22 protein-coding genes and 1 riboswitch are annotated in these 24,567 nt (G+C 54.9%); of the genes, 11 read left to right on the top strand and 11 right to left on the bottom strand.

Annotated features, from left to right (window positions below):
- Positions 1-24: 24 nt before the first annotated feature.
- Both AACY82_RS16645 and AACY82_RS16650 read left to right on the top strand, forming a co-directional pair.
- Entirely contained in the window at positions 25-1,755 is a 1,731-nt protein-coding gene (locus AACY82_RS16645) for an outer membrane protein assembly factor (RefSeq protein ID WP_339617977.1), read from the top strand.
- A complete protein-coding gene (locus AACY82_RS16650; RefSeq protein WP_339617978.1) occupies positions 1,752-5,429 on the top strand; it encodes a translocation/assembly module TamB domain-containing protein in 3,678 nt (1,225 codons plus the stop codon). The genes AACY82_RS16645 and AACY82_RS16650 overlap by 4 nt, the downstream gene beginning before the upstream one ends.
- Positions 5,430-5,485: 56 nt before the next feature.
- On the opposite strand, the gene AACY82_RS16655 is transcribed toward AACY82_RS16650, so the two are convergent.
- From AACY82_RS16655 to AACY82_RS16665, 3 genes are read right to left on the bottom strand one after another with little or no spacing between them, the layout of a single operon-like run.
- Entirely contained in the window at positions 5,486-5,890 is a 405-nt protein-coding gene (locus AACY82_RS16655; RefSeq protein WP_339617979.1) for a phosphate ABC transporter substrate-binding protein, read from the bottom strand.
- A gap of 14 nt (positions 5,891-5,904) precedes the next feature.
- Positions 5,905-7,134 carry a hypothetical protein gene (locus AACY82_RS16660; protein ID WP_339617980.1) on the bottom strand — a complete coding sequence of 410 codons (1,230 nt, stop codon included), beginning with the start codon at positions 7,132-7,134 and terminating at the stop codon, positions 5,905-5,907.
- Positions 7,135-7,163: 29 nt separating this feature from the next.
- Positions 7,164-8,774 carry a methyl-accepting chemotaxis protein gene (locus tag AACY82_RS16665; protein WP_339617981.1) on the bottom strand — a complete coding sequence of 537 codons (1,611 nt, stop codon included), beginning with the start codon at positions 8,772-8,774 and terminating at the stop codon, positions 7,164-7,166.
- A gap of 271 nt (positions 8,775-9,045) precedes the next feature.
- Between AACY82_RS16665 and AACY82_RS16670 the strand changes: the two genes are divergently transcribed.
- Entirely contained in the window at positions 9,046-9,255 is a 210-nt protein-coding gene (locus tag AACY82_RS16670; protein WP_339617982.1) for a DUF2061 domain-containing protein, read from the top strand.
- A gap of 21 nt (positions 9,256-9,276) precedes the next feature.
- Here the strand turns inward: AACY82_RS16670 and tatC are convergent, their stop codons facing one another.
- Genes tatC through AACY82_RS16705 form a run of 7 tightly spaced genes read right to left on the bottom strand, consistent with a single transcriptional unit; the run spans position 9,277 to position 13,594 of the window.
- Positions 9,277-10,062: a twin-arginine translocase subunit TatC gene (gene tatC, locus AACY82_RS16675; RefSeq protein WP_339617983.1), complete on the bottom strand. Its 786-nt coding sequence runs from the start codon at positions 10,060-10,062 to the stop codon at positions 9,277-9,279.
- Entirely contained in the window at positions 10,059-10,472 is a 414-nt protein-coding gene (gene tatB / locus AACY82_RS16680; RefSeq protein WP_339617984.1) for a Sec-independent protein translocase protein TatB, read from the bottom strand. Before tatB ends, tatC begins: the two co-directional genes overlap by 4 nt.
- Before the next feature lie 14 nt (positions 10,473-10,486).
- Positions 10,487-10,732, bottom strand: a complete 246-nt coding sequence (gene tatA, locus AACY82_RS16685) for a twin-arginine translocase TatA/TatE family subunit (RefSeq protein WP_339617998.1) — start codon at positions 10,730-10,732, stop codon at positions 10,487-10,489.
- A gap of 23 nt (positions 10,733-10,755) precedes the next feature.
- Complete coding sequence (locus tag AACY82_RS16690) at positions 10,756-11,091, bottom strand: phosphoribosyl-ATP diphosphatase (RefSeq protein WP_339617985.1); 336 nt, start codon at positions 11,089-11,091, stop codon at positions 10,756-10,758.
- Between the two features lie 43 nt (positions 11,092-11,134).
- Positions 11,135-11,533, bottom strand: a complete 399-nt coding sequence (hisI, locus tag AACY82_RS16695; protein ID WP_339617986.1) for a phosphoribosyl-AMP cyclohydrolase — start codon at positions 11,531-11,533, stop codon at positions 11,135-11,137.
- Positions 11,530-12,366 (bottom strand): aldo/keto reductase, encoded by an 837-nt coding sequence (locus tag AACY82_RS16700; protein WP_339617987.1) that lies wholly within the window; start codon positions 12,364-12,366, stop codon positions 11,530-11,532. Before AACY82_RS16700 ends, hisI begins: the two co-directional genes overlap by 4 nt.
- The gene (locus tag AACY82_RS16705) at positions 12,359-13,594 is read right to left on the bottom strand and encodes an FAD-dependent oxidoreductase (RefSeq protein WP_339617988.1); all 1,236 of its coding nucleotides are present in this window, start codon (positions 13,592-13,594) and stop codon (positions 12,359-12,361) included. The genes AACY82_RS16700 and AACY82_RS16705 overlap by 8 nt, the downstream gene beginning before the upstream one ends.
- Before the next feature lie 169 nt (positions 13,595-13,763).
- Between AACY82_RS16705 and AACY82_RS16710 the strand changes: the two genes are divergently transcribed.
- The 6 genes from AACY82_RS16710 (at position 13,764) to waaA (ending at position 19,682) form a co-directional block, all read left to right on the top strand.
- The gene (locus tag AACY82_RS16710; protein WP_339617989.1) at positions 13,764-15,470 is read left to right on the top strand and encodes a hypothetical protein; all 1,707 of its coding nucleotides are present in this window, start codon (positions 13,764-13,766) and stop codon (positions 15,468-15,470) included.
- 360 nt (positions 15,471-15,830) lie between these two features.
- Positions 15,831-16,001 (top strand): hypothetical protein, encoded by a 171-nt coding sequence (locus tag AACY82_RS16715; RefSeq protein WP_339617990.1) that lies wholly within the window; start codon positions 15,831-15,833, stop codon positions 15,999-16,001.
- Positions 16,002-16,076: 75 nt separating this feature from the next.
- On the top strand, positions 16,077-17,156 hold the full coding sequence (locus AACY82_RS16720) for a GDSL-type esterase/lipase family protein (protein ID WP_339617991.1): 1,080 nt from the start codon (positions 16,077-16,079) through the stop codon (positions 17,154-17,156).
- 133 nt (positions 17,157-17,289) lie between these two features.
- Positions 17,290-17,643, top strand: a complete 354-nt coding sequence (locus AACY82_RS16725; RefSeq protein WP_339617992.1) for a hypothetical protein — start codon at positions 17,290-17,292, stop codon at positions 17,641-17,643.
- A 67-nt stretch (positions 17,644-17,710) separates the two neighbouring features.
- Positions 17,711-18,289, top strand: a complete 579-nt coding sequence (locus AACY82_RS16730) for a CBS domain-containing protein (protein ID WP_339617993.1) — start codon at positions 17,711-17,713, stop codon at positions 18,287-18,289.
- Between the two features lie 118 nt (positions 18,290-18,407).
- Positions 18,408-19,682, top strand: a complete 1,275-nt coding sequence (gene waaA / locus AACY82_RS16735) for a lipid IV(A) 3-deoxy-D-manno-octulosonic acid transferase (protein ID WP_339617994.1) — start codon at positions 18,408-18,410, stop codon at positions 19,680-19,682.
- A gap of 82 nt (positions 19,683-19,764) precedes the next feature.
- Here the strand turns inward: waaA and AACY82_RS16740 are convergent, their stop codons facing one another.
- On the bottom strand, positions 19,765-21,150 hold the full coding sequence (locus tag AACY82_RS16740; protein ID WP_339617995.1) for a TolC family outer membrane protein: 1,386 nt from the start codon (positions 21,148-21,150) through the stop codon (positions 19,765-19,767).
- Positions 21,151-21,455: 305 nt separating this feature from the next.
- Positions 21,456-21,557, top strand: a riboswitch (TPP riboswitch).
- A 137-nt stretch (positions 21,558-21,694) separates the two neighbouring features.
- On the opposite strand from AACY82_RS16740, the gene thiD reads away from it, so the two are divergent.
- Together thiD and thiC are read left to right on the top strand one after the other, a co-directional pair.
- The gene (gene thiD / locus AACY82_RS16745; protein WP_339617996.1) at positions 21,695-22,537 is read left to right on the top strand and encodes a bifunctional hydroxymethylpyrimidine kinase/phosphomethylpyrimidine kinase; all 843 of its coding nucleotides are present in this window, start codon (positions 21,695-21,697) and stop codon (positions 22,535-22,537) included.
- Positions 22,530-24,449: a phosphomethylpyrimidine synthase ThiC gene (gene thiC, locus AACY82_RS16750; RefSeq protein ID WP_339617997.1), complete on the top strand. Its 1,920-nt coding sequence runs from the start codon at positions 22,530-22,532 to the stop codon at positions 24,447-24,449. Before thiD ends, thiC begins: the two co-directional genes overlap by 8 nt.
- Positions 24,450-24,567 lie beyond the last annotated feature (118 nt).

Below are 24,567 nucleotides of genomic sequence, written 5' to 3' on the forward strand. Positions count from 1 at the left end.
AACTTTGAATTTAGCCGGAACCTTATGCCGCCAAACATTGCTCGCCTGCTACTGGTAGGTGTTCTCAGTCAAACTCCCTTCGCATTTGCTATTGAGCCCAAACTCGATTTGGTGGGCGGCTCTGATGCGCTGCGCGATAATATTCGCGCTTATTTAGATGTTGCCAATCAATCCTGTCGCTTGGCGCGCTGGCATATGCGCGCCTTGGGGCGCGAGCTTGATGCCAAGGTTGACGAGGCCGCCCGAGCATTGGGCTATTACCAACTTTCCAGCAAAAAAGATTTTCAGCGCGAGAACGATTGCTGGCGTTTAACCCTGACGCTGACCCCAGGGCCGGTAGTTAGCTACGACGAAGTGAATGTGAATATTGTTGGCGACGGAAAAGACAACCGGCGCCTGCTTAAAGCGCGTTCGAGCAACCCTTTGCGGGTGGGGAGCCCGCTTAATCACGGTCGTTACGAAGCTTACAAAAGTAGTTTGCTAAAGGCGGCGAATGTCCAGGGGTACTTTGATGCCGATTTTAATCGCGCCGAAGTCTTGGTAAGTCGGGAGCACAACACCGCGCGGGTTAACCTAGAGATGGATACCGGCAGTCGCTATCGCTTGGGCGACATTACGGTTAAACATGATATTTTAAATGACGATTTGATTAATCGGTACGTGACGCTTGAAGAGGGCGATGAGTACAACTCCGATGATTTAGTACGTTTAAAAAGTGAATTGCAGGCGAGTAATTATTTTGAAACTGTCAATGTAGTGCCGCAAATGCAGTCGCTGCAAGATGGTACGGTACCGGTAAATATTGATCTGGGTGCCGGCCCTAAGCACAGTTACTCGGCGGGTATTGGTTATGCCTCGGACACTGGCCCACGGATTTTGCTGGGTTATGAAAATCGCTACTTAAACGATCGCGGCCACAAGCTCGATGTGAATATTAACGTCTCGGAAGTGATTACCACCTATATGGTGAGTTACTCGATCCCCATGGCGCGCCCCGCCTACCAAACACTGCGCGGTTATACTGGTTTTACGCAAGAAAAAATTAACGACTCCACCAGTAATCGTCTGGTTACCGGGGCCAACTATTCCAGCTGGGAAAACAGCGCCTGGCTCAACAATTACGGCCTTAGCTACGAGCAAGAAGACTACTCCTTTGGCGACGACCCGGCGCGCAGCTCAGAATTAATTATTCCGTTGTACAGCACCTCGTACTCTAGCGCCAAAGACGTAAACTACCCCCGCCGCGGCTGGAATGTCACGATGCGCCTTAAAGGCGCGAGTGAGTCGCTGATCTCTAGCACGGATTTTTTGCAAGCCTACGGCCGCCTTAAAATGATTCTCCCGTTAGGTGAGGATGGCCGCGTGTTATTACGCGGTGAGGCGGGTATTACCGAAATAGATGACTTTGATAAATTGCCCATCTCATTGCGGTTTTTTGCCGGCGGTGACTCGAGCGTACGTGGCTATGGCTATAAAACCTTGGGTCCCACCAATGACGACGATATTGTCATTGGTGGTTCACGTTTAATAACTGGCAGCGTCGAGTACGACCATCGCATATTTGGCGACTTTAGCGTGGCGACCTTTTACGACGAAGGGACTGCGTTTAACGAAGGCTACCTCGACCGTTATCGTGGTGTTGGTGTCGGGGTTCGTTGGATCTCGCCGGTGGGCCCGGTGCGCGCCGATCTCGCTCGCGCCCTCGATGGTGACGAAGGCTGGCGTATCCATTTAAGTGTGGGGCCTGATTTGTGATAAAGCGGTTATTGTTGCGAGCGCTGTTATCGCTTGCTGTTGTCCTGATGACCTTAATCAGCGTTGCTACTTTAGTGTTAGTAACGGAGCCGGGTACGCGCTGGCTGCTCGATCAGGTGCGCGGTGCCACGGCCTTTAATTATCAGCAGCTCGACGGCAACCTCATGACCGGTGTGCGTTTGGGGCAAGTCGAGTACATCATGCCTGGGGGCGAGTATCGCGCCGACGCCATCGAATTGAGCTGGCACCCGGCCGGTGTTATGTGGGGGGCGCTAGTGGTTGATGCCCTTGCGGTAAGTGGTTTGGATATTCAGATTACTAGCTCGCCTGAGGCCGATACCGCTGAACCTGAAGCCGCGTTTAGCTGGCCTGAGTTGGGGTTGCCGGTGGCTATTATCGTGCGCGATTTAAACCTTGAACGTGGTTATGTTGCGGTTAACGATCAAGGCTATTACCTGGATGCCGCCCATGCCAGTGCGCGCTATGGGCCGGGTAGTCTTGTCATTGATGAATTGACCGTGCGCACGGCCGACAGCCAGGCAACCTTAAGTGGCAGTGCGGAGCTAAGTTACCCCTACGCCTTTGACGCCGAACTCAGCTGGGACTTGCAACCGCTAGCGGCCGGCGCAAATGCCGCTGATGTCATGCATTTTGTGCCCGCTGAGGTTTTAAACCGCGCACCTGCCGGGCGTTTAGCGCTGAATGGCGATCTGGAAACGCTAGGTGTTAATGCGACATTAGCTCGCCCGGTCCAGTTGTCGCTGGTTGGTGATTACGCCACCGGCGTGGGCGATCAGTCGGCGGGTATCGATGCCGAGCTGTCGTGGCCTCGCCAGCCACTGGCAGCGTTGGGCATTGAGGTTGCGACGCTAGCGGGCAGTGACGTGGCCGGCGCTCTTGCGGTTAAAGGGTGGCTCGATGATTACCACGCCACGCTCACCGGGGATTTTATCCACCCCAACTATCCGAGCTTAGCGATCGAGGCTGATATCACCGGCGACACTCAGCACTTGACGCTGAAAGACTCGACATTTGCCGCAGCCAAAACTCGCTTGCAAGCCACTGGCGGGCTCGATTGGGCTGACGGCTTAGGTTGGGATTTGGCGCTGACCGCCGAGCACCTGGATCCGCAACTGGTGTTGCGTGATTGGCCCGGCGATATTGACGCCGAAGTCACCACCGCGGGGTCACAGCGCAATGGCGCGTTGGATGTAAGCCTTGATATTAACGCGATGGCAGGTCAGCTACGTGGCTTGGCGCTTAACGGTCAGGGCGCGCTAGCCTACCACGGCGAGCGCTGGCAGTTCAGCGATTTAGCGGTCTCCCTTGGCGCCAATCGCGTGGCTGTAAATGGCAGTTTCAGTGATCAGTACAATATTAACTGGGATCTGCAGGCGCCCATTCTGGCTCAGATAGACCCAAGCTTAGGCGGTAGCTTAACCGCGCAAGGCCAGCTGACGGGTACGCTTGCAAGCCCCAAAGTTCAGCTGAGCGCCGAGGGGCAAGACTTACATTGGCAGGATTACCAAATTGCCAATGTAAGCTTGCAATCCAAATCCGTGAACCTTAAAAAAGGCCAACTAGCGTTAACCGCCGAGGCGCGCGATTTGCTGTTAGCGGGCGTTGAGTTGGCGGCGGTCAGTGCTGTTATCGATGGTGGCGCCGAGCAACACACTCTGTCGCTGGATGTTGTGCAGGACACGCAAAACCAACTGCAGTTGGCGCTTGCCGGTGGATGGGATGGCGAGTCGTGGCGTGGAACCCTCGATCAATTACAACTGCGCTCATCATATGCCCGCACCATGAACTTGCGCCAGAGTGCGGCACTGGAGCTCGCGGCCGACCGGGCGCAGCTTGAATCTCTGTGTTTGATTAATCGGCGCAATGAGCGGGGGCAGCGCGCTGATGCCGATACGGCTTCAGCGGCGGTTGACGGCGACCCCAAACCTGACAATGCCGCGGCGGCCACGCCCGCTGCGCTGGCCGCTAGGCGAGAAAGTGCAAGGCGAGAGCAGCCGGACGACTCGGTGCCGCACAACGCCGGCACCGATTTATGTTTGGATGGCCAGTGGCAGGCACAAGGGTTAACCGAGGCCAGTTTAACCATCAACCGTTTGCCGCTGGCATTGTTGCGCCGCTGGTTAAAAGAAGAGGTGGATGTCGACGGGTTTATTCACGGTAAAGGTACATTGCGCTGGCCTGCCGGTGAGCCTCAGGTAATGGATGTCGAATTGGCGGCGCAAGATGCGGTGTTTATTTATAACCTTGAAGAGGGAGAGCCAGATCAATATCCCGTTGAAGATTTACACGTAACGGCAAACTTTCAATCGCAACAGTTGAACGCCGACGTGGGGCTGACGTTTATCGACTACGGTCAATTACAGGGTACGCTCAGTGCCCATACGGGCGATCGCTCGCTAAACGGCAAGCTCAATATTGGCCTCGATAACCTCTCGCCCCTTGAGGCGCTATTACCGGCAATTAGCAATGTGCATGGCTCGTTAAAAGGCGCGTTAAACATCGCCGGTACTTTGGATGCACCGAGCGCCGCCGTAGATTTAACCTTAGCCGATGGCGGTTTGGAGCTGCCATCACTCGGGGTTAATTTGGCCGCCCTCAATGCGACCGTAAAAGGCGATCATCAGCGGTTGTTGCTCGATGCCAACGCGAGTGCCGGTGAAGGAACGCTAACGGTAAAAGGGGAGGGCCGCGATTTACTGTCGCCCAACTGGCAGGTGGAGGCGAGCGTCGCTGGCGAGCGCGCCAAGCTTATGAATATCCCCGCGTTAACCTTGCTGCTAACACCCGATGTTGCTATTAAAGTGGATGCCGATACCTTTGATATTTCCGGTAGCGCGAAAGTGCCCGAGGCCCACGCAACGATCAGTACGCTGCCAGTAACGGCAACCAAAGTGTCCGACGACGTGGTTGTGGTTGATGCCGATACAGGCACCGGGCAGTCTCCAGGTATGGAGCTGCACATGAACTTAGACGTTGCCCTGGGTGATAAAGTTACGTTGGATGCGGCTGGGTTTAAAGCGCGTATTGGCGGCAATCTGTCACTGAATAAAGTACCGGAACGGGCGATGTATGCCGTGGGGAATATTCACATTATTGACGGTCGTTATCAGTCGTACGGGCAAGATTTAAGTATCGAGAAAGGGACTTTGTCATTCCAAGGGCCGTTAGATGACCCCGGCCTTAACGTTACCGCTACCCGAGAAGTGGAAGAGACGACTGTAGGGCTGATTATTGGCGGGACATTGCAAGCGCCGGTGACCGAAATATTCTCGCGCCCGCAAGTGAGCGACAGTAATGCTATGTCGATGTTGTTTACCGGTAAACCACTGGATGGCGCATCGTCAGGAGAAGGGGCAATTTTGGTCAATGCCATTGCCAAACTTGGGATAAAACGGGGTCAGTTTCTGGCCGATGATATTGCCAGTCGTTTTGGTTTAGATGAGCTCACCATTAAAGCCGAAGATGATGTGAAAGACAGTCGCTTGTGGCTTGGCAAATATATTACCGAAGATCTTTATGTGCATTACGCCATTGGTTTGTTCGACAGTTTGTCGAGTGTTGGCTTGACCTATTTTTTAAACGATAACTTCCGTATCGAGGCCGAGTCGGGCGAGGTGCAAAGTGCCGACTTGATTTTCCGAATGCAGCGGTAGTGAATGCTTACGCCAAAAAAAAGGGCCGCAACAGCGGCCCTTTTTTTACGATCACACTAAGGTGTAAAAACCACTTTCACACTGCCGTCGACATCGGCCGGGGTGACGTAACCCACCGCGCCGGGTGTACTGGCAACCGCAGCTTTTACCGCGGCGGTTGAACCTAGCGTGCGCGGTGGCTGGCCTTTGCCGGTAAATACCTGCTTAGACCAGAAAGCGTTTAACTGTGCCTGGGAGCGACCGGTAACGCCACTGTGAAATTCTTCACGCAGCGCATCGCCACTTTCAAGGTCGATGGGATCGGCACTTTGGCCATTCGGCAGTTGCTTGCTGCGACCAATATATAAGTCCCGAACCTGATCTTTCTCCATAGCGTCGGGGCCCGATGGATGGGTGATCACGACAAAGTCCGCCAGTGCCATTGGTGTGATTAGCAGGAGCGATAAAAGTAAATGTTTCATGGTAACAGTGCTCCTTAAAAGGCCGAGTCGATTTTGATGGAGTAAACATCGGCGTCGTCATAGGCGATCGCGGGGGCAAAGTTGCCGTCGAGTCCGCCGCCGGTGCTGCCAAAGTCGCTGGCGCGGGTTACGTCAAACTTAACCGCGACATTGCTCATAACATCCCAGCGCACGCCTAGGCTGTAGGCTTTGCGTTCTAAGTTAGCGACTTCCGAGCCCGACAACACATCGGTATTGCCAAAAAACGGACTGCCCGGTGTGGTCAGCGCGGCAAAGGCCGCTTGCCGGCTAAGCGGACGTTCGCTGTCGTCGGTGCTCTCGGTCATGGCGATAGTGGCGTAGGGGCTAAAGGCACCAAAGGTGCGGGCAAGGGTGATGTAGCCGGATTCTGTGTCGGCGGTGGGGCCGTCAATTTCAAGGCTGGTGAACTCGGAAATCACCTGCCAAGTGCCGTCGTTGTAACTAAAACCGACCCCCATAAAGGTGGTGTCGAGTTTGTCCCCGCCGGTGGTAATTTCGGCTTGGGCAACGTTGGCCCGTAGCGTCCAGATAAAGTCAGTCCAGGTGGCGGAGCCGCCCACTAAATCATTAACGGCTAAACGTGTGACTTGGCCGCCCGGCAAAGCAATGGTTTCGTCGGACTCACCGAGAAACCCCTGCAGTGACAGCGTCGAGTTGTTTAGTGAGATGTCGTATAAGCCATCGACACCGGTGTAGCTGGTAACCGGCACAGCGCCGTACACTTCTACCGGCGGGCGAATCCATGGTTGTGCATAGCCCACTTCCAGTGAGTCGGAATACATAAACAGCGGCAAGCGCATTTTACCGGCACGCATTTTAAACGACGGCGTGAATTGATGGCTGATGTAAGCCCACTCGATGGCCGGGTCCCAGTCTTCGCGTCCGCGTCCGACTAACTGCATTGTGACTTCGGTGTCGTCGGTTAGGGTAAAGGCGCCCTGCAAGCCAAACAGGCTGTCGTTGTTCAAAGTGCCTTCTTCGGTGTAACCGGCGTAGCCACCATCGTTACTGGCAACACCGTAGGCCAGGCTCAAAAAGCCGTTAAAACGCAGGCGATCTTGTCCGGTTTTGTTGCTGCTAACTTGCGATTGTAAATTCGCAACTTGTTGTTCCAGCTGCTTGAGACGCTCTTCGTCGGATTGTGCGTTAACGGTATTGGCGCACAGCAAAAGGCAAGTCAGGCTTGCCATGGTTGCGGTGGATTTGTAGATGCGTTGAGCCATGAGTGGCAACTCCTTGTGTGAAAAATAAATCAAACTTTAAATTGTGCTGCGATATGGCCGAGGCGTTTGGATATGTCGTCGATATCTTGGCAAATTTCATTGGTCTCGCTGGTGCTGTCTGTGACAGTCTCGGTATTTTGATGAATGCTGGTAACGTGGCTTACCACCTCATTAAAGGTAGCACTTTGTTCGTGAGTTGCCGCCGCGATTTGATCATTAAAGCTGCTGATTTGCTGCACGCTGGCTAAAATGGTGCGCAGCGCAAGCTCTGATTCTTGAGTGGCGGCCACACCCGTGTTGGCACGCTCGACACTCGATTGCATCGAGTTGACGGCATTTTGCGAAACACTCTGCAGCTCGCTAATAACGCTATGAATTTCTTCGGTGGCCTGGCGGGTGCGCACCGCGAGTTGGCGCACTTCATCGGCGACCACCGCAAAGCCGCGGCCGTGCTCGCCGGCACGAGCGGCCTCAATGGCGGCGTTAAGGGCCAGCAAGTTGGTTTGTTCGGCTACGTTTTGAATGGTGTTAAGCAGCTTGCCAACATCGGCACTAAAACCGTCAAACTGATTAACCACATCGGCCGATTCTTTGACGTCGCCGGCCAAGGCGGTAATGGTGGTGACATTGGTATTGAGAGTGGCCTGGCCCTGTTCGGCGGCTTGATTAATTTCGGTGGCTTGGCTCGAGGCGTTGCTGGCAAACTCGGCGACTTCGTGCACGCTGCTCATCAATTCTTCAATGGCGTGGCGGGTGGAGGCGATCGCCTCAGCTTGCGCGGCAATTTCGCTGACATTGCGCGAGCTGGTGTCGGTCAGCCGCGCCGATACAGTGCTGAGCGCAGTAACGTCGTTAAGCATCTCGGCAAACGAGCTGTGGAGTTTTTCGACAAAGGCGTTGAAGTTATTGGCCAGCTCTAAAATCTCGTCGTGGCCGCGATAGTCGATACGCGAGGTTAAGTCGCCCTCGCCAGAGGCCATGATGCGCAGAGAGTCGGATACCTGTGCGATATTGCGGGTGATGGAGCGGCCGATCACGAGGCTTAAGCCGAGCAATAGGGTCATGGTGGTGATCGCAATGGCGAGCGAGATACGCCCGGCACTGGCAGATTCAGCCAGTGTCTGGGCAATAGACTGGGTAAAGCGCTCTTTGGTGGCGAGCTTCATTTGTTCAAGCTGGCTGCGCAGATCCTCTAACCGCTGGGCATTTTTACGTGCCTGCTCGGCAACGCTGGAGAAATCGACCGTGCCATCGATAAAACTCTGGGCAATATCTTTGGCGGTTTGGTACCAAAGCGCCAACTGCTCACTAGCGAGATCGCTGTCGTTGCTAATAGCCGCGTCGATCTCGCTTAGCTCCTGCAAGTTTGACTGTATCAGTGTGTGCTGCTGCTCGGCCTGCGTCAGCAGATCCGTGTCCCCGGTGGTGACGGCAGCATTAATATTTTGCTCCATCAACAACAGAGTACCGAGGTTAACGGTGTTTAACTCAAGCGCGGGGTAGAGTTTGGTTTGCACGGCCATTAGACGCCCGGCGTTGGCGCGCTCTACCCACACTGAGTGTCCCTGAGAAATAATAAAGGCCACCAGGGCGATAGCGACCATCAGTAAGAGCTTGTGAGAAATTTTTAATCGCAGCACGACGTCATCCAAGGTTGTCAGCTAATTTTCAGCTTGCTTAAAAGGAGCGGTAGTAAAACGTTTACTTCTATAGTTATAGAGGTAAACGGCAGAAGTGACCTAATGTTGAGTGGATATTGGCAGGATTTAGGGTGAATGCGTCGATAAGGGCGCCATTTTAGCGTATAGGTAACAACTATTAAAGAGATAGCCGCAATTACTTGGTGCTATTTGTTGGGAGTGATTACTATTTACCTGTAGGCAATAATCTCATCACGTACCGGAGGCGGCCATGTTAAAAACTTTATCTTTTGCTGTATTGCACTTTACGGTCGCGTTTACGGTGACTTACCTGTTAACCGGCGACATTGTAATTGGCGGTGCGGTTGCCATGATCGAGCCCGCAGTTAACACCGTCGTGTTTTACTTTCACGAGCTGGGCTGGAATCGTTGGGGAGAGGACCGCGATGCACTGCTTGAGGTGTTTGCCGAGCGCGCCTAAAACACAGCAACTAAGCGCCGGTTAGTCGGCGCTGTTATTGTCCTGGCTTTGCTCGCGGTCGTCTTGTGGATCGGCCCCTTTGCGCCGCCGATACAAAATGCGACCAAAGAAAATACCTGTCTCGAATAGTAGCCACATAGGCAGCGCCAGCAAAGTTTGCGAGATCACATCGGGTGGCGTGAGCAGCATGCCAATCACAAAGCAACCGACAACCACATAAGGGCGCTTTTTGGCCATGCCGTCGGGCGTAATCGCGCCGCTTAAGATTAATAAAATGGCAGCAATGGGGATCTCAAAAGCGACGCCAAAGGCAAAAAACAGTTTTAGGACAAAGTCTAAATAGCGACTAATGTCGGTCATAATCGCGACGTTGGCCGGCCCCACTGAGGTAAAAAAGCCAAACACCAGCGGGAACACCACAAAGTAGGCGAACGCCATGCCAGCGTAAAACAGCACGATGCTGGAGGCCAACAGCGGCATGGCCAGTTGTTTCTCGTGGCGGTACAGCCCCGGTGCAATAAAAGCCCAGAGCTGATACAAAATATAGGGTGCGCTTAAAATAAAAGCGACAAATAAGGTGAGCTTAAAAGGCGTTAAAAACGGCGAGGCCACATCGGTGGCAATCATGGTGCTGGATTCGGGCAGGTACACTTGCAGCGGCGCCGAGGCCAGCTCGTAAATCTCGGCGCTAAAGCTTAGCAGGGCGGCGCAAATGACCCCGACCACTAACAGCGCACGCAACAAACGGTTGCGCAGCTCGATCAGGTGTTGCACTAAGGGGAGTTCTTTATCGGTCGATTCGGTCATGGTTTGCCGGTATCAGAGTCGGTGCCAGTGGCGTCAGCATCGGCGGCGGGCGTTTGCGGCTCTTGCGTGTGGGCGTGATCGGGCAGCTCGTCGGTGTGCTCGTAACGCGCGGAGTCGAGCCGGCGCGCCCGCTCTGGGTCCATGATGTCGTTTACTTCCGCCTTGACATCGTCAAGTTCCCGGCGAGTCGCCTCTAGGTTGCGCATGATTTGCTCGTTGTGCAGCTGGCGACGGATATCGTCGGCGCCAATTTGGCGCTCGATCTCGCTGCGGGTCTCGCGCAGGCTGCGTTTTAGGCGGCCTACCCATAGGCTAACAGAGCGCACTGTGTCGGGCAGGCGCTCAGGGCCAATCACCAACAGCGAGACAATGGCAATTAGCATCAGCTCAAAAAAGCCCATATCAAACATAAAGTAAGCTGCGCTTAGTGAGTTTTAGACTTGTCTTTGTCGGCTGTGCTGTCGGTTTGACTCGCATCAGCCGAGTCGGGGGCTTCGACTTTTTTGGGGTCGGTATCCGCATCGGTTTTGTCGTCATCACCGACGGATTTTTTAAAGCCTTTAATCGCTTCGCCTAGATCTGAGCCCATGCCGCGCAGGCGCTTGGTGCCAAACAGCATGATGACAATGGCCAGAACAATCAGTAACTGCCAGGGACTAATGCCCATGATGAAATCCTCTTAATTCTTAATCATTAATGGCTGGTGCGGGATGCTTTTTCGTCGTGACCGGACACATTAAACCGTCGGCCCAGCTCGGCCAGCACACTGTCGGCATTTTCACCCAGGTGCGAGAGCATTACCAGCGAGTGAAACCATAAGTCGGCGGTTTCACCAATAAGTTCGGCGTTGTCACCGCTCGCGGCGGCGTCTTTGGCGGCGATGATGGTTTCGGTGCACTCCTCGCCGACCTTCTCTAAAATCTTGTTTAGGCCCTTTTGATGCAAGCTTGCCACGTACGAGCTGTCGGCATCGGCGGCGTTTTTTCGCGCCTCAAGGATCTTGGTTAATTCGCTGAGTATATCGCTCATGGTGGCACTCTTTACTTGTGTTCGATGTTGGCGGGCGAGGCCCTTAGCCGTAAATATCTTTGGGGTCTTTAATGACAGGCTCAACACTGCGCCACTGGTCATCTTTTAATACGCGATAAAAGCAACTCTCGCGGCCGGTATGACAGGCGATGCCGCCGAGTTGTTCCACGCTTAGAACAATAACATCGGCATCGCAGTCGAGCCGGATCTCGTGCACTTTTTGTACGTGACCAGAGCTTTCGCCCTTGGGCCATAAGCGTTGGCGCGAGCGCGAGTAGTATACCGCAGTGTGTTGCCGGGCGGTCAGCGCCAGTGCCTCGCGGTCCATCCAGGCCATCATCAGGATGCGGCCAGTTTGGTTATCTTGGGCGATGGCCGGCACTAGGCCTTGGGCGTCCCACTTTACGTCGTCGAGCCAGACCGGCTCGTGGCTGTTGCTCATGATCGTTCTCCTGCCAGTGCAGCCAGCGCTGCGCGGGCTTGTTGTACGTTGTCATCCAGATGTGCGGGGTTAATGGTGCCAATAATGGCGGCGCTTACGCCTGGGTGGGCAAAGGCAAACTCTAAGCTGGCGCGCACCGGGTTGCTATGGTCGCCAGTTTGGCACAAATGGCCGCTGGCGAGGGCTTTTTTAAGCAGCGTGCCACGCCCCAGCCGTAGACATTCGTCCAGCACTGGTTGTTCATCGAGGTGGGCCGGGTTGTAGGTGGCCATCACGCAATCGGATTCGCGCGCCGCCAGTAGGCCGCCGGCCACGGTTTTGGTGGACATGCCAAAAGCGCGGATCTTGCCTTCGCGCTTAAACTGCTGCAGCACTGAAAACACCTCGGTGTTCTCGATAATATCCACGTCGTTGCCGTCGGAGTGGACCAGCACAATGTCGATACGGTCGGTGTTCAACCGCTTTAAGCTGCGCTCAATGCTCAGGCGCGTGTGCGCAGCGGAAAAGTCAAAATGGCTAACGCCGGCGTTAAACTCCTCGCCAACTTTAGAGCAAATCACCCAGTCATCGCGCTGACCGGCAAGCAACGGGCCCAGGCGCTCTTCGCTGGTGCCATAGGCGGGGGCGGTATCGATTAGGTTAATCCCCAGCTCCCGGGCGCGGTTAATAAGGGCATGGGCTTCGGTGTCGCTGGGCAGCTCGAAGCCGCTGGGGTACTTAACCCCTTGGTTGCGCCCGAGTTTGACTGTGCCTAAGCCCACAGCGCTAATGGCGATGCCGGTGGCACCGAGTGAGCGCGAGGCAAACGAGGTGGCTGGTATAGCTTTAGTCATGTTTGGCCTCCCAGGGCAGTGGGGCAATAACGGGCCCGGGTAGCCGTTGCGCTAAATGGTTTAGGGCCGCATTGCTGGCAATCGCCGCATCGGGCTCAGGCAGTTGCGCTAAAATTTGGTTGGCCAAATTAGGTGCCAGTGTCAGCTTTGTGGGCCAGCCTACCAGAACATTGGCGATATTGGCGGCCGGCTGGGCAAAGGCGTTGTCGGGCCGGGCAAAATCTTTTTGCCGGGGCTCGGCGCGTGCAATGGGCAGCGTCGAGAAATCGGCGTCAGCAAAATCCAGCCAGGGGAATAGCTCGGCCAGCTCTTTTTTGCCGGCGGCGATAAGTTCAGCGGCGCTCATGTTTGCGCCTTTCTCGGCCAGCGAGCCGCCTAAGTACCACACGGTGTCATCGCTAGTGGTGGGGTGAGTGCTAATGGTTAAGCGCGGGGTTTTGTCCGCCCCCAAGCAGTGGCCAAAAAACGGGTAAGGGTGGCGGTGGCGCACCACCAGTTGTTGTAGCGGGCGCAGTTGCATGGCCGGCTGTTGGCAATCGAGCGCGCTTAATAATTCGGCGTTGCCTTTGCCAGCGGTAAAAATCCAACGTTTGGCGCGCACGGTGGTGGGCTCGCCGTTATTGTCTAGGCATAGGTAGGCGTTGTTGGCGGTATCTTTGTGTAGCCGGTGGGCGATTTGATCCAGCTGAAAAATATAACCTTGGTTGTTAGCCGCCAGGTTAGCCAATAGCGAGGGCACATCCAACACCCGGTCGACCAAGCGATACAAGCTGCCTTTAAACTGCGAATTTTGCAGCAGCGCCGGGCGCTCGCTGGCGGGCACTTTATCAACTCGCCCGCGCACCGCGCGGCTGGCAAAAAAGCCAGTGAGCTTACCCATGGTGGAGTTAGACCACATGTAAAAGTGGTCGCTGAGGCAATTGGTGTGGGTTAAGTCGACATCGCCCGTGCCCTGTAAACATTGGCGCCAGTACTCGGGCATATCGGCAATTGTCTCAGAGGCTTGGTTGAGTGCGCCGCTTAAGGTGTACTTAATGCCGCCGTGAATCATCCCTTGCGAGGCGAGGGTTTGGCCTTCACCTAGGGGCCGGTCGGTGAGCAGTGCCACGTTATAGCCTGCGCTACGCAGACGATCGAGGGTCCATAAGCCGGCAATGCCGCCGCCAATAATAATAGCGTCGAACATAAAGCTGTCATTACTGGCTGGGGGGGCACTCGCGTTATTCATAACTCACTCGTTGTGGGCAACCGCTGCGGTAATATTGGGGATTTTCAATGGCGGCTAGTATATCGGTTCCTGTCGGGGTTTGCCCCCTGTTAGCAGGTTTCCTTATAATTTAAAAATGTTGTTAAAAACTAACGGTTTGCACAAAAACAACAAATAACAAGGAATAGGGATGAAAGGACGATCACGATTTGCCGCTGTGATGATTGTGGCATTTTCTGTCTTGGCGCTTGGGTTGTATCTGTGGGCCGGTGCCAAGCGTGCGCAATTACCGGGTTACGGTTTTATGCACGAGGATGGCCAGCAACTGGCGGTTAATTTTGGTTCGCATATTGTTTGGCTCGATGCCGCTGGACGCGAGCAAGCCGCTATTGATTTGGCTGAGCTAGATATTGTCCCAGTGGGTGACTTTGGGTTTTTTTCCGATGGTGATCTTTTGCTGTATCACCGTGCTGAGCGTTTATCGTTTTGGGATAACCTTGCCGCATTTTTGCGTTTGCGATCAACGCGAACCTCCGGTGCCAGCAGTGAAGACGGCTTCTATCGCTGTGAATTAGCGCTTGAGCGGTGTCAGCCGTTGGCGCAGAGCGAGCAGTACCCGGCACGTAGTTTTCGGTTATTACTTGAGCCAGCAAGCGATATTATTTACCTGGCTGATACCGCCAGCCATGCCCTCTACAAACTCAGTCCAGAAGGGCGTGAGCTTGCCAAAAATGATCGCGACTTTAGGTTTCCCAATCAGTTGCTATGGCACAAAGGCGATGTGTGGCTGGCGGATACCAATCATCACCGGGTGGTGCGGGTTGCTACGGCTACAGATCAATTTGGTCGCGAGCGACAGGCTTTTACGGCACGTTTAAACGGCGAGTATCGCTGGCCCCATCAATTGGCAGCCGATGGTGATGGGATGTGGGTTTTGATTGGCAATAGCGCTATGGCGGAAGGGCGCCTGCAATTGTATTCGTGGTCGGGGGAGCCGCTAACGGCGTTGGCGTTGTCCGGACTTACCGATCCGCTGGCTATTTACAGCTGGAGCAAGCATCTTTGGGTAAACGATTTTGCCGAACCGATATTGCTGAAAGTCGAGCCCAAAACCGGTGTGACGGAGCGTGTTGAGTCGCCCACGTTGGCACGTTTAAGCGCGCAAGTGCGACACGACAAACATTATTTGCGCCGTTTTGAGTGGCTGGCAATAGGATTATTTGGTTGTGTATTGTTCGGCGGCTTTGCGGCCGCTTGGATCTTGGAGAAAGATCAAACCCGGCGGCGGCTTAAAACATTGGGCGAGTCGGCGGTAGATATGTCGAGCGCGGGAGAGATTGAGCCTACCGGGCAGCGAGATATTATGTGGATTGCCAGTCGTATCAAATGGTATCACTGGTGGCTGGCTCGCTCCTGTTGGGTGATGGCGGCCGCCATGCTGGTTATCTTGGGGGTGAATTATCGGAGCCTTATTAGCATGCCATCTATTGTTTGGGTAAGTGTCGGCACCGCCGCGTTTATGGCGATGGCCGGTGTTATGGCGACGCAACTGTTGACGAGTATTGCCGGTGCTAAGCTGGGCGTGATCGGCGAGTCGTTGGTGCTAGTGTCGGCCAAGGGCGCGCGAACCATTGCGCGCGGTACAGATTTAGCCTACCGCCCGCAGTTTATTTTTGCCGAGGGTGTGGCGGTTGCGTTGGGTAACCCGCAAATGCGCTTTTGGGATGAGCAAGCGTTACAGCGTTGGGTGTATCCGCGCTTAAAGGCCGCGCAAAAGCTAACGGGCGCTCAGCAGACAAAGCGTCTGTGGCGCTTGCGTCACCCACAGTTAATGTGGCCTGTGGCGCTTGGGGCGGTAATGGTGCTGGCAGCGTTAGCCCTCAAACTTTACACCTGATTGCCTGTTGTCCAGTTTGGGTGTTCGGTGTACAATTTTGCGCAGCCAGCGAATGTTTAGTTGGCTGCACTCGATAAATTAAAAGTGACTAATAAAGTTTCTAGTTTTGGCGACTTATTTAGTAAAGCATTAACGGTTGCGATGATACCCATGAACACATTTACCAACACATTTAATAGCCAGTGGCTATTTACCGCGCGTTGCTTCGCAATGCATGCGAGTGTTGCCCGGTGTTCGCAGCTGTCTGGATTTATCTGAAAATAATACAGGCCGCGCACCGATCGCGGCCTTAAGTGTTCCCCCTTCATTTACCCTTAAGTTTCGCGCTCGTGTTGTGGTCACAACATGGAGTGTTTTGCTGTGGGCTTATTACACAGGTGGCAGGCATTTTGGGCCGGTCGCAAGAAAAAACCCGGTGCGGATGATAACGCGGTGGCGCCCTTGGCGCAGGATGCGGGCATTCGTGTGACGCGAATTAGCTTGCCGTCGGGGCGGGTGGTAACCATTGTTCACAAAGAAACTGATCAATAGTGCGGGCGCGCCTCTTAACGGCTTGCGGTGGGCGCCGTACAATAACCGGCCATATAACCGGATTAGGACAAAGTGATGATCACAGTGGCTCGGCAATATTTGATGTTCGGGGTGTGGCTCTTGTGCGCGGTATCGGTGCAGGCGCTGGAGGTGTCGCCGAGCAGTGAGGCCATCAGTTATCGCGGCCGGATCGATTTTAGCGATCCGGCTGCGCCAGTTCTCAGCTGGCCGGCAACTCGTATCGACGTTAACTTTCACGGCGAGTCGGTGGCGGTAACGCTGGATGATGAGCTGGGTAAAAACTATTACAGCGCTTTTATCGATGGTGACTGGAAGCGGCCCATTGTTTTGGGATTGCACAAAGGCCAGCACCGATACGAGGTGATTGATGATCTTGCCGCGGGCGATCATACCTTAACGCTGGTAAAGCGCACCGAGGGCGAGGAAGGCGCTACCCGCTTTTTGGGGTTAAATTTTAACGAGGGCGCTAAGTTGTTGCCCGCGTCTAAGTTGCCGCAACGACGGCTGGAGATCTACGGCGACTCGATTACCAGCGGTATGGGTGCTATGGCCCCGCTTAACGGCGAGGATGGCCGGCTGTTCGATAAAAACAGTTTTATGTCGTATGGGGCTATCACCGCCCGGGCTTTGGGGGCCGACTATCGCAGCATCTCGCAAAGTGGTATCGGCATAATGGTGAGCTGGTTTGACTTCACGATGCCAGATTTTTACGACCAGCTCAGCGCCGTGGGTGATAACGATAGTGTGTGGGATTTGAGCCGTTGGACGCCGCAGGTCGTGGTGATTAACCTATTGCAAAACGATAGCTGGCTGGTGGACAAACGCCTCGACCCGGTGCCGACTGACGCCGAACGGGTTCAGGCTTACTATGATTTTATCGATCGTATTCACAAACGTTACCCCAAAGCTCTGTTGATTGGTGCGCTGGGCAGTATGGATGCCACACAAGCCGACTCTCCTTGGCCGGGCTATATTCAATCGGCAGTGGAAAACTATCGGCGCGATCACCCCAAAGCGCAACTGGCAACCATCGTTTTTCCGTTTACTGGCTATGGTCAGCACCCGCGGGTTGTTCATCACCAAGCTAACGCGGCTAAGCTGACCGCTTTTATCCGTGAGCGTATGGATTGGTAGTGGCAAAAGGGCAAGAAAAGTAAAGTTTTTATAAAGGGCTTGTTTTGTTTATCATGTGCCCTTATATACAAGGTAAGAGCACAAAAAGGCTTGTTGCTTTTTTGGCTTACAACCGCGAGATTTAGCAAACCTGATGAACATCGCCCGCATTCACACTGTCAGCACCGCTGCTACCGTCGCCCTAACCCGGGCAGCGCGGTGGTTGTGCTTGCCGTTGTTGTTGATTGCGGTTGTATCGGCAGGCCATCAAACTAAGACAGATGACAACCACGCGGTCTTTTCGCAATTTGTGGTTGATCTTAGTGCGATCGACGCTAATCCTGCCGATGGTTCCGACAACCCAGATCACGATGCCTTTACGGCAAGCGGTCCTGCTGTCGTTACGGTACCGGCGCTCGCTCTTCAGCCTCAGGCGGTACGCGCTCCGGCGGTTACCGTTGCTCACGCTTTTGCGCCGCGCGCTCCCCCTGTCTCCGCAAACATCTAAAGAAACCCTCTTTCTAAATGTTTGTAACTTGCCGCAGCTAGCAGTGCTTGTGGCAAAGGAGATTATGATGAAACCCGTACCTAGTATTGCGTTATCCCGCTTAAACCACAGCCTGACATTAAGTAATGTCGAGTCGCCCGAGATCAAGCTATCCAGCCCTGCTGATAAAGTGTTTCTGGATTTTGATAGCCGCCAGCCCATGGTGCTTGATCAGGGCGTTAGCGTTGATGATGCCGCGTATTTAATGCGTATTACCCACGCTAAAATTAAGCTGATTGTGGATCGTAACAACCAGTTTCGTGGGATTGTCAGCTTGCGTGACATCGACAGCGTCAAGGTGCTTGCCACCGCATCGGCCATGGGCGTTGCCCGGGCTGACTTAACCGTAAAAGACATCATGACACCCACGGTGCGGCTGCAGGGGATCAACCGTGGTGTGCTGGCCAAAGCCACGATCTCTGATCTGATTGAAGCGCTGGAGTTTGAAGGCCAGCGGTTCTTGCTGGTGCTGGACGATGAAGAGCGTATTTGCGGCTTGGTCAGTGCCGATGAGATTTCTCATCGTTTAGGGCGCCACCTGGATATCGAACCGGTGGCCCACAGCTTTAATGACGTCTTTAGCGCTTTGCGAGTTGGCTCGCTGTAGGTTGGATGCGGGGCTGATACAGCCCCTTTCGATTTAAAATCATTACGGCGGCCTTTATCTTGGCCGCCGGCCTCGCTATCCTGATGGTCCTTTGTCTTCAGCCTTGGCCATTAGATACATGCGCGCACTCTACTGCATCATTTTTTACCTGCTTTTGCCTTTTGTCCTTTTGCGCGTGCTGTGGCGTGCGCGGCACAATCGCGGCCACTTAAAACGTTTGCACGAACGCTTTGGCTATGTCGCACCTATAACCGGCAAGCGCACGCGAATTTGGATACACACGGTGTCGGTGGGCGAGTTTCTGGGCGCCTTGCCGCTTATTCGCGAGCTAATAACGCGACAGGATTCCGAGTTAATTGTCACCTGCATGACCTTGACTGGCTCCGAGCGTATCGAGCAAACCCTGGGGGGCAAAGTGCATCACTTTTACATGCCCTACGACCTTCCCGGCGCCTTGCGCCGCTTTATTAAAATCGTCGACCCCGACCTGTTAATTATTATGGAAACCGAGCTGTGGCCCAACACCTTGGCGGCGTGTAAGGCCCATGGGGTGCCCACAGTGCTGATTAACGCGCGCTTGTCGGAGCGCTCGGCCCGAGGGTACCGGCGTATCAGCGGGCTGACGCGGGCAATGTTGTCGCGCTTAAGCGCCGCCGCGGTGCAGCACCGTGCGGATGCTGAACGCTTTATCGAGCTGGGCTTAGCGGATACCCGGCTGACCGTCACCGGTAATATCAAATTTGATATTGATTTTGACGATGAGCAGCAAGAGTTGGCAGTGCGGTTAAAAAATGAATGGTCCAACAGTGGTCCGCGGCTGGTATGGATCGCCGCCAGTACTCACAGCGGCGAAGATGAGGTTGTTTTGCAGGCGCTGCGCCAGCTGCGCGACCAAGGTTTACCGCCCGAGCAGCTGTTGTTGGTGTTGATACCGCGCCACCCCGAACGGTTTGATGCGGTCGCGAGCTTGTGTGAAAAATCAGGTTTTAGCCTCGTCCGCCGCAGTGCAGGAGAGGCGCCAAGTTTAGCGACTGATATTCTGCTGGGCGATACCATGGGCGAGCAGCAGTTGATGTTTGGCGCCGCCGACATCGTGTTTATGGGTGGCTCTCTGGTGGATGTCGGCGGTCACAACTTTATCGAGGCAGCAGCTTGGGGGCAGCCGTTAATCAGTGGGCCGAGCTTGTATAACTTTGCCGAGGTATCGCGTTTATTGCGCGAGGCTGGGGCGCTGGAGATTGTCGAAAGTGCGCAGCAAATGGCCACTGCAGTGCAGCGTTTGGCCGAGGATGAAGACCTGCGATCACTGACCGGCGCTAAGGCGCAAGAGGTGGCCGAGGAAAATCGCGGCGCGTTAGCACGTACCCGAGAAGTGATTGAAAAGTTGCTTTAGTAAAAAGTCGGCGGGGAACGGGGAACGGCTAAAAGGTGGACGCACTCATCTACCGTCTCACCCTGCCGTACCCCGTATCTAGTTAAAGCCCGTAATCGCTACGACGCACCATTTCATTTTGCTTTAAGAAATCGTCAATGCGTTCTACGTCGGCGGGTGTCAGCATGCCGGCCGCTTGACGTAGGCGAGTGTTCTGGATGATGTAATCGTACAGCGCGTTGGAGTAATCGCGTTGGGCTTGATAGAGCGAGCGCTGCGCCAATAACACTTCTACTAAGTTACGGGTGCCCACCTCAAAACCCGACTGGGTGGCTTTTACCGCACTTTGGTTAGAAATAATGGCTTGATAGCGCGCTTTTACCCGAGCCACGCCAGTCTCTACCGCTAAGTGTAGCGAGCGAGTGTCTTGAATAACATTACGCTGTAGCAGGTTGAACTCTTCGCGCGCTTGCATTGACTGGGCGTAGGCTTGGCGGCGCACACCCGAGGTGCGCAAACCACTAAACAGCGGAACTCGTAATTCTAAACTTGCTGAGTAGCCTTCTCGCTCGTAATCATCCACTAATGCATCGGCGCCGGTTTTGTTCTCGGTGTCGGTGTCGGTGTAGCCCGCTTGTGCGCTTAGAGTGGGGTAGTGGTTAGCTTTAGCGGCTGATGCGCGGCGCTCGGCGGCAACGGCGCCTTGGCCGGCGGCTTTTAGAGAAAAGTTGTTCTCTAGGGCAAACTCAACCCACGAGTGACGGTCGGCTGGTTGTGGCGCAACCACCGGGAAGTCTTCATCCAGTGGGGCGATGGCGTCGTGCGTGCGTCCGGTCAGTACTTCTAGCGCTTCATAGCTAATACCTAACTGGCCACGGCCTTCCAGTGTCGCCGCGGTGGCGCTGTCGTAAGCGGCCTGCGCGTCGTGCACGTCAGTAATCGGTGTTAAGCCCACTTCAAAGCGCTGCTTGGTTTGCTCTAACTGTTGCTCAAGGGCTTTTTCTTCAGCGATGTTTGCTTGCAAATTATCAACGGCGCGTAACACGTTGAAGTAAGCCTCGGCGACACGGACAATCAAGCTTTGCTCATCAGAAGAGTACTGGGCAACGGCTTGCTCGCTCAGGGCGGAGCCTTGTTTGTAGGTGTACCAAGCGTTCATGTCGATCAGCGCTTGGCTCAGGTTTAGGCCCCAGCTGGTTTGCTCGCCGTCTACATCCAGCTCGTTGCCGGGAAGTTGCTGACCGTCGCGGGCGTTGTACACGGTTTCGTTGTCCGAGATCGTGTAGCTGCCGCTGGCGCTGATTTGCGGCAACAGCGCGGCGCGATTGATGGTGCGGTTTTCGAGCCCAGCCTGATAGGCGGCGTAATCGGCCTTAAGTTGAGGGTCGTTTTCCACGGCCATTTCGTAAATTTCGAGAATGGAGTTTGCCTGGGCGCTGCCACTGCAAGCGATCAGGGCGGCTAAGAGATAGCGTTTCGTCTTCTTCATTTGGTCTTCCAGTTCGTCATGCGTCCGTAAAAAGAGCGAGTGGTCTGCCACATTTTCCGCAACCTGAAAACGGCTGTCTGCAAAGAGCAGCGCCAATGTTGTTAGCAGGTCTTAGTGTGACGCGCCAACGGCTGCGTTGGATGCAGTGTCGGGCAAAGCCGATGTTGTACGCGTTATTTCAGGCCTGAGTTTAGCGGTTTGTCTGCTTAAGGTACAGATGAATAGTCGTTCATTTTGTCTTGGGTGGGTAAAAAACCGTAAAAACCACCGCTTTACAGGCCCGTGCGACTTCTCTAGACTGCGAATCTTTCTTGTCGGGGTGCAATTTTGCGTAAGCGAAATCGCTGAGAGAGTCCCGTCGACCTGATCCGGTTAGTACCGGCGTAGGGAACGAGAGCACGTCTACGATGAAAGTCACATCTATTGTATCTCTGGCACCGCTCGGTGCTGATGTCGCGCAAACGTTGGGCAATCATTGCCTGGCGGTGTGTTTGCGTGTCGACTTTAACGGCTCTACTCCTGCGATTACCCCGTGGAGCCTACAATGCCCGACACCCCCCTTAAAGCCCGAGTAACGCCCACCGCGCTCACTATTGCCGGCAGCGACAGTGGCGGTGGCGCTGGGATTCAGGCCGACTTAAAAACCTTTGCTGCCCACGGTGTTTACGGCGCATCTGCGGTGAGTGCCCTTACGGCGCAAAACACGCTCGGGGTGCAGGGTGTTATGCCGGTGTCGGCGGAGTTTTTAGCCGCGCAGGTGCAATCAGTGTTGAGCGATTTGCCGGTCGCCGCGATCAAAACGGGCATGCTGGCCGATGCGGCTGCTATTAGAGCTGTGGTGGTCGCACTGCGCGATGTGTCCGCGCCACTGGTGGTGGACCCGGTAATGGTGGCCACCAGTGGTGACCGGCTGTTGCCCGCCTCGGCCGTCAGTGCGCTGCGCGATACCTTACTGCCACTGGCTCACTTGCTGACTCCTAATCTTCCCGAGGCTGCGGTGTTACTGGGCGCCGATGTCGCGACCGATGTTGACCAGATGTTGCTGCAGGCTAAATCGCTACTGGCATTCGGCCCCCGCGCGGTGCTGCTTAAAGGTGGCCACCTGCCATCCGCTGATGCGGTGGACGTTTACTGCGATTCTCGCGGTTGCCAGCTGTTGCGCGCGCCCCGAGTTGCTACTCACAACACCCACGGCACCGGTTGCACCTTGGCCGCCGCCGCTTGCGCGCGCCTGGCTTTGGGCGATAGCCTCGAGCTTGCCGCCCGCCACGCCAAATCCTATTTATACCAAGCCCTGTGTCACGCCGATAATGTTGCCGTAGGCGCTGGCGCCGGTCCTGTTCATCACTTTTTCTTTCACACTGCCTACGAGGTTAGCCATGAGTAACCGCAATGATAATAATGCTATCGCACTGAGCGAGCGCGCCGAGGTTGATAACGCATCCATACAGCCGTTTCCGCGCTCGGAGAAAATTTATGTACAGGGCTCGCGCGCCGATATTCGGGTGCCAATGCGGGAGATTAGCTTAGACGATACCGGCACCGACTTTGGCGGTGAGAAGAACCCACCGGTGCGGGTGTACGATACCTCCGGCCCCTATACTGACCCGGCGGCGCGGGTGGATGTGCGCTCTGGTATCAGTGACATCCGCCACGAGTGGATTCTTGAGCGGGACGATACCGAGCTACTGGCCGGGACTTGCTCAGAGTTTACTCGCGAGCGCAGCGGCGATGATTCGTTAAAACATTTGCGTTTTAAACATGTGCGGCAACCGCGTCGCGCCAAAGCAGGCGCCAATGTCAGCCAGATGCACTACGCCCGCCAAGGCATCATTACCCCCGAGATGGAGTACATCGCCATCCGCGAGAACATGGTGTTGGCGCAGGCTCGCGAGCAGGGCATTTTGGGTAAGCAGCACAAAGGTAACGACTTTGGGGCGGCCATCCCGGAGGAGATCACTCCCGAGTTTGTACGCGATGAGGTGGCCCGTGGTCGGGCGATTATCCCCGCCAATATTAACCATCCGGAATTAGAGCCGATGATTATCGGCCGCAACTTCTTGGTCAAAATTAACGGCAATATCGGCAACTCGGCGGTAACCAGCTCGATTGAAGAAGAGGTGGAAAAGCTTACCTGGGGTACCCGCTGGGGTGCCGACACCATTATGGATTTGTCGACGGGTAAAAATATTCACGAAACCCGCGAGTGGATCATTCGTAACTCCCACGTGCCTATCGGTACCGTGCCGATTTATCAGGCGCTGGAAAAAGTCGACGGCGTGGCCGAGGAGCTCACCTGGGAGATCTTTCGCGATACCTTGATTGAGCAGGCCGAACAGGGGGTGGATTACTTTACTATCCACGCCGGGGTATTGTTGCGCTACGTGCCTATGACCGCGAAACGGGTGACGGGGATTGTCAGCCGTGGCGGCTCGATAATGGCTAAGTGGTGCCTGGCGCATCATAAAGAGAGCTTTCTGTACACGCACTTTGAAGATATTTGCGAGATCATGAAAGCCTACGATGTGTCCTTCTCACTGGGTGACGGTTTGCGCCCCGGCTCGATCGCCGATGCCAACGATGAAGCCCAGTTTGGCGAATTGGAAACCTTGGGCGAGCTGACCAAAATCGCCTGGCAGCACGATGTTCAGGTGATGATCGAAGGCCCCGGCCACGTGCCCATGCATATGATCAAAGAGAACATGGAAAAGCAGTTAGAGTGCTGCGACGAAGCGCCGTTTTATACGTTGGGGCCGCTTACTACCGACATCGCCCCTGGCTACGATCACATCACCTCGGGTATTGGCGCGGCCATGATTGGCTGGTACGGTTGCGCCATGCTTTGTTATGTAACGCCTAAAGAGCATTTAGGGCTGCCCAACAAAGCGGACGTTAAAGAGGGTATCATTACCTATAAGATCGCCGCCCACGCGGCCGACTTGGCCAAAGGCCATCCGGGCGCGCAGCTCAGGGATGACGCGCTATCAAAGGCGCGCTTTGAATTTCGCTGGGACGATCAGTTTAATTTGGGGTTGGACCCCGACACCGCTCGGGCTTATCATGATGAAACCCTGCCCAAGGATTCGGCCAAGGTGGCGCACTTTTGCTCCATGTGTGGCCCTAAATTCTGCTCCATGAAAATCTCCCAAGAAGTGCGGGAATACGCCGCTCAAGAAGGATCTACACCGGTATTGGACGACGGTGAAGAGGTAGTGCGTATGATCGACGTCGAGGCCGAGATGAAGGCCAAGGCCCGCGAGTTTCGCGAGTCGGGCTCGGAGCTGTATCACAAAGTGTAAACCGGACGAGGTAAATGACCCAGCAGCACAATACTGAGCAACACACCGAGAGCCGCGCGGAGCCTAAGGGCGCCGCGCCGGTTTTTGCCCGCAATGATGTCGAGGTGATCGATCGGCA

The sequence above is a fragment of the uncultured Gilvimarinus sp. genome, from assembly GCF_963972205.1.
GTDB classification, from domain to species: Bacteria; Pseudomonadota; Gammaproteobacteria; order Pseudomonadales; family Cellvibrionaceae; genus Gilvimarinus; species Gilvimarinus japonicus.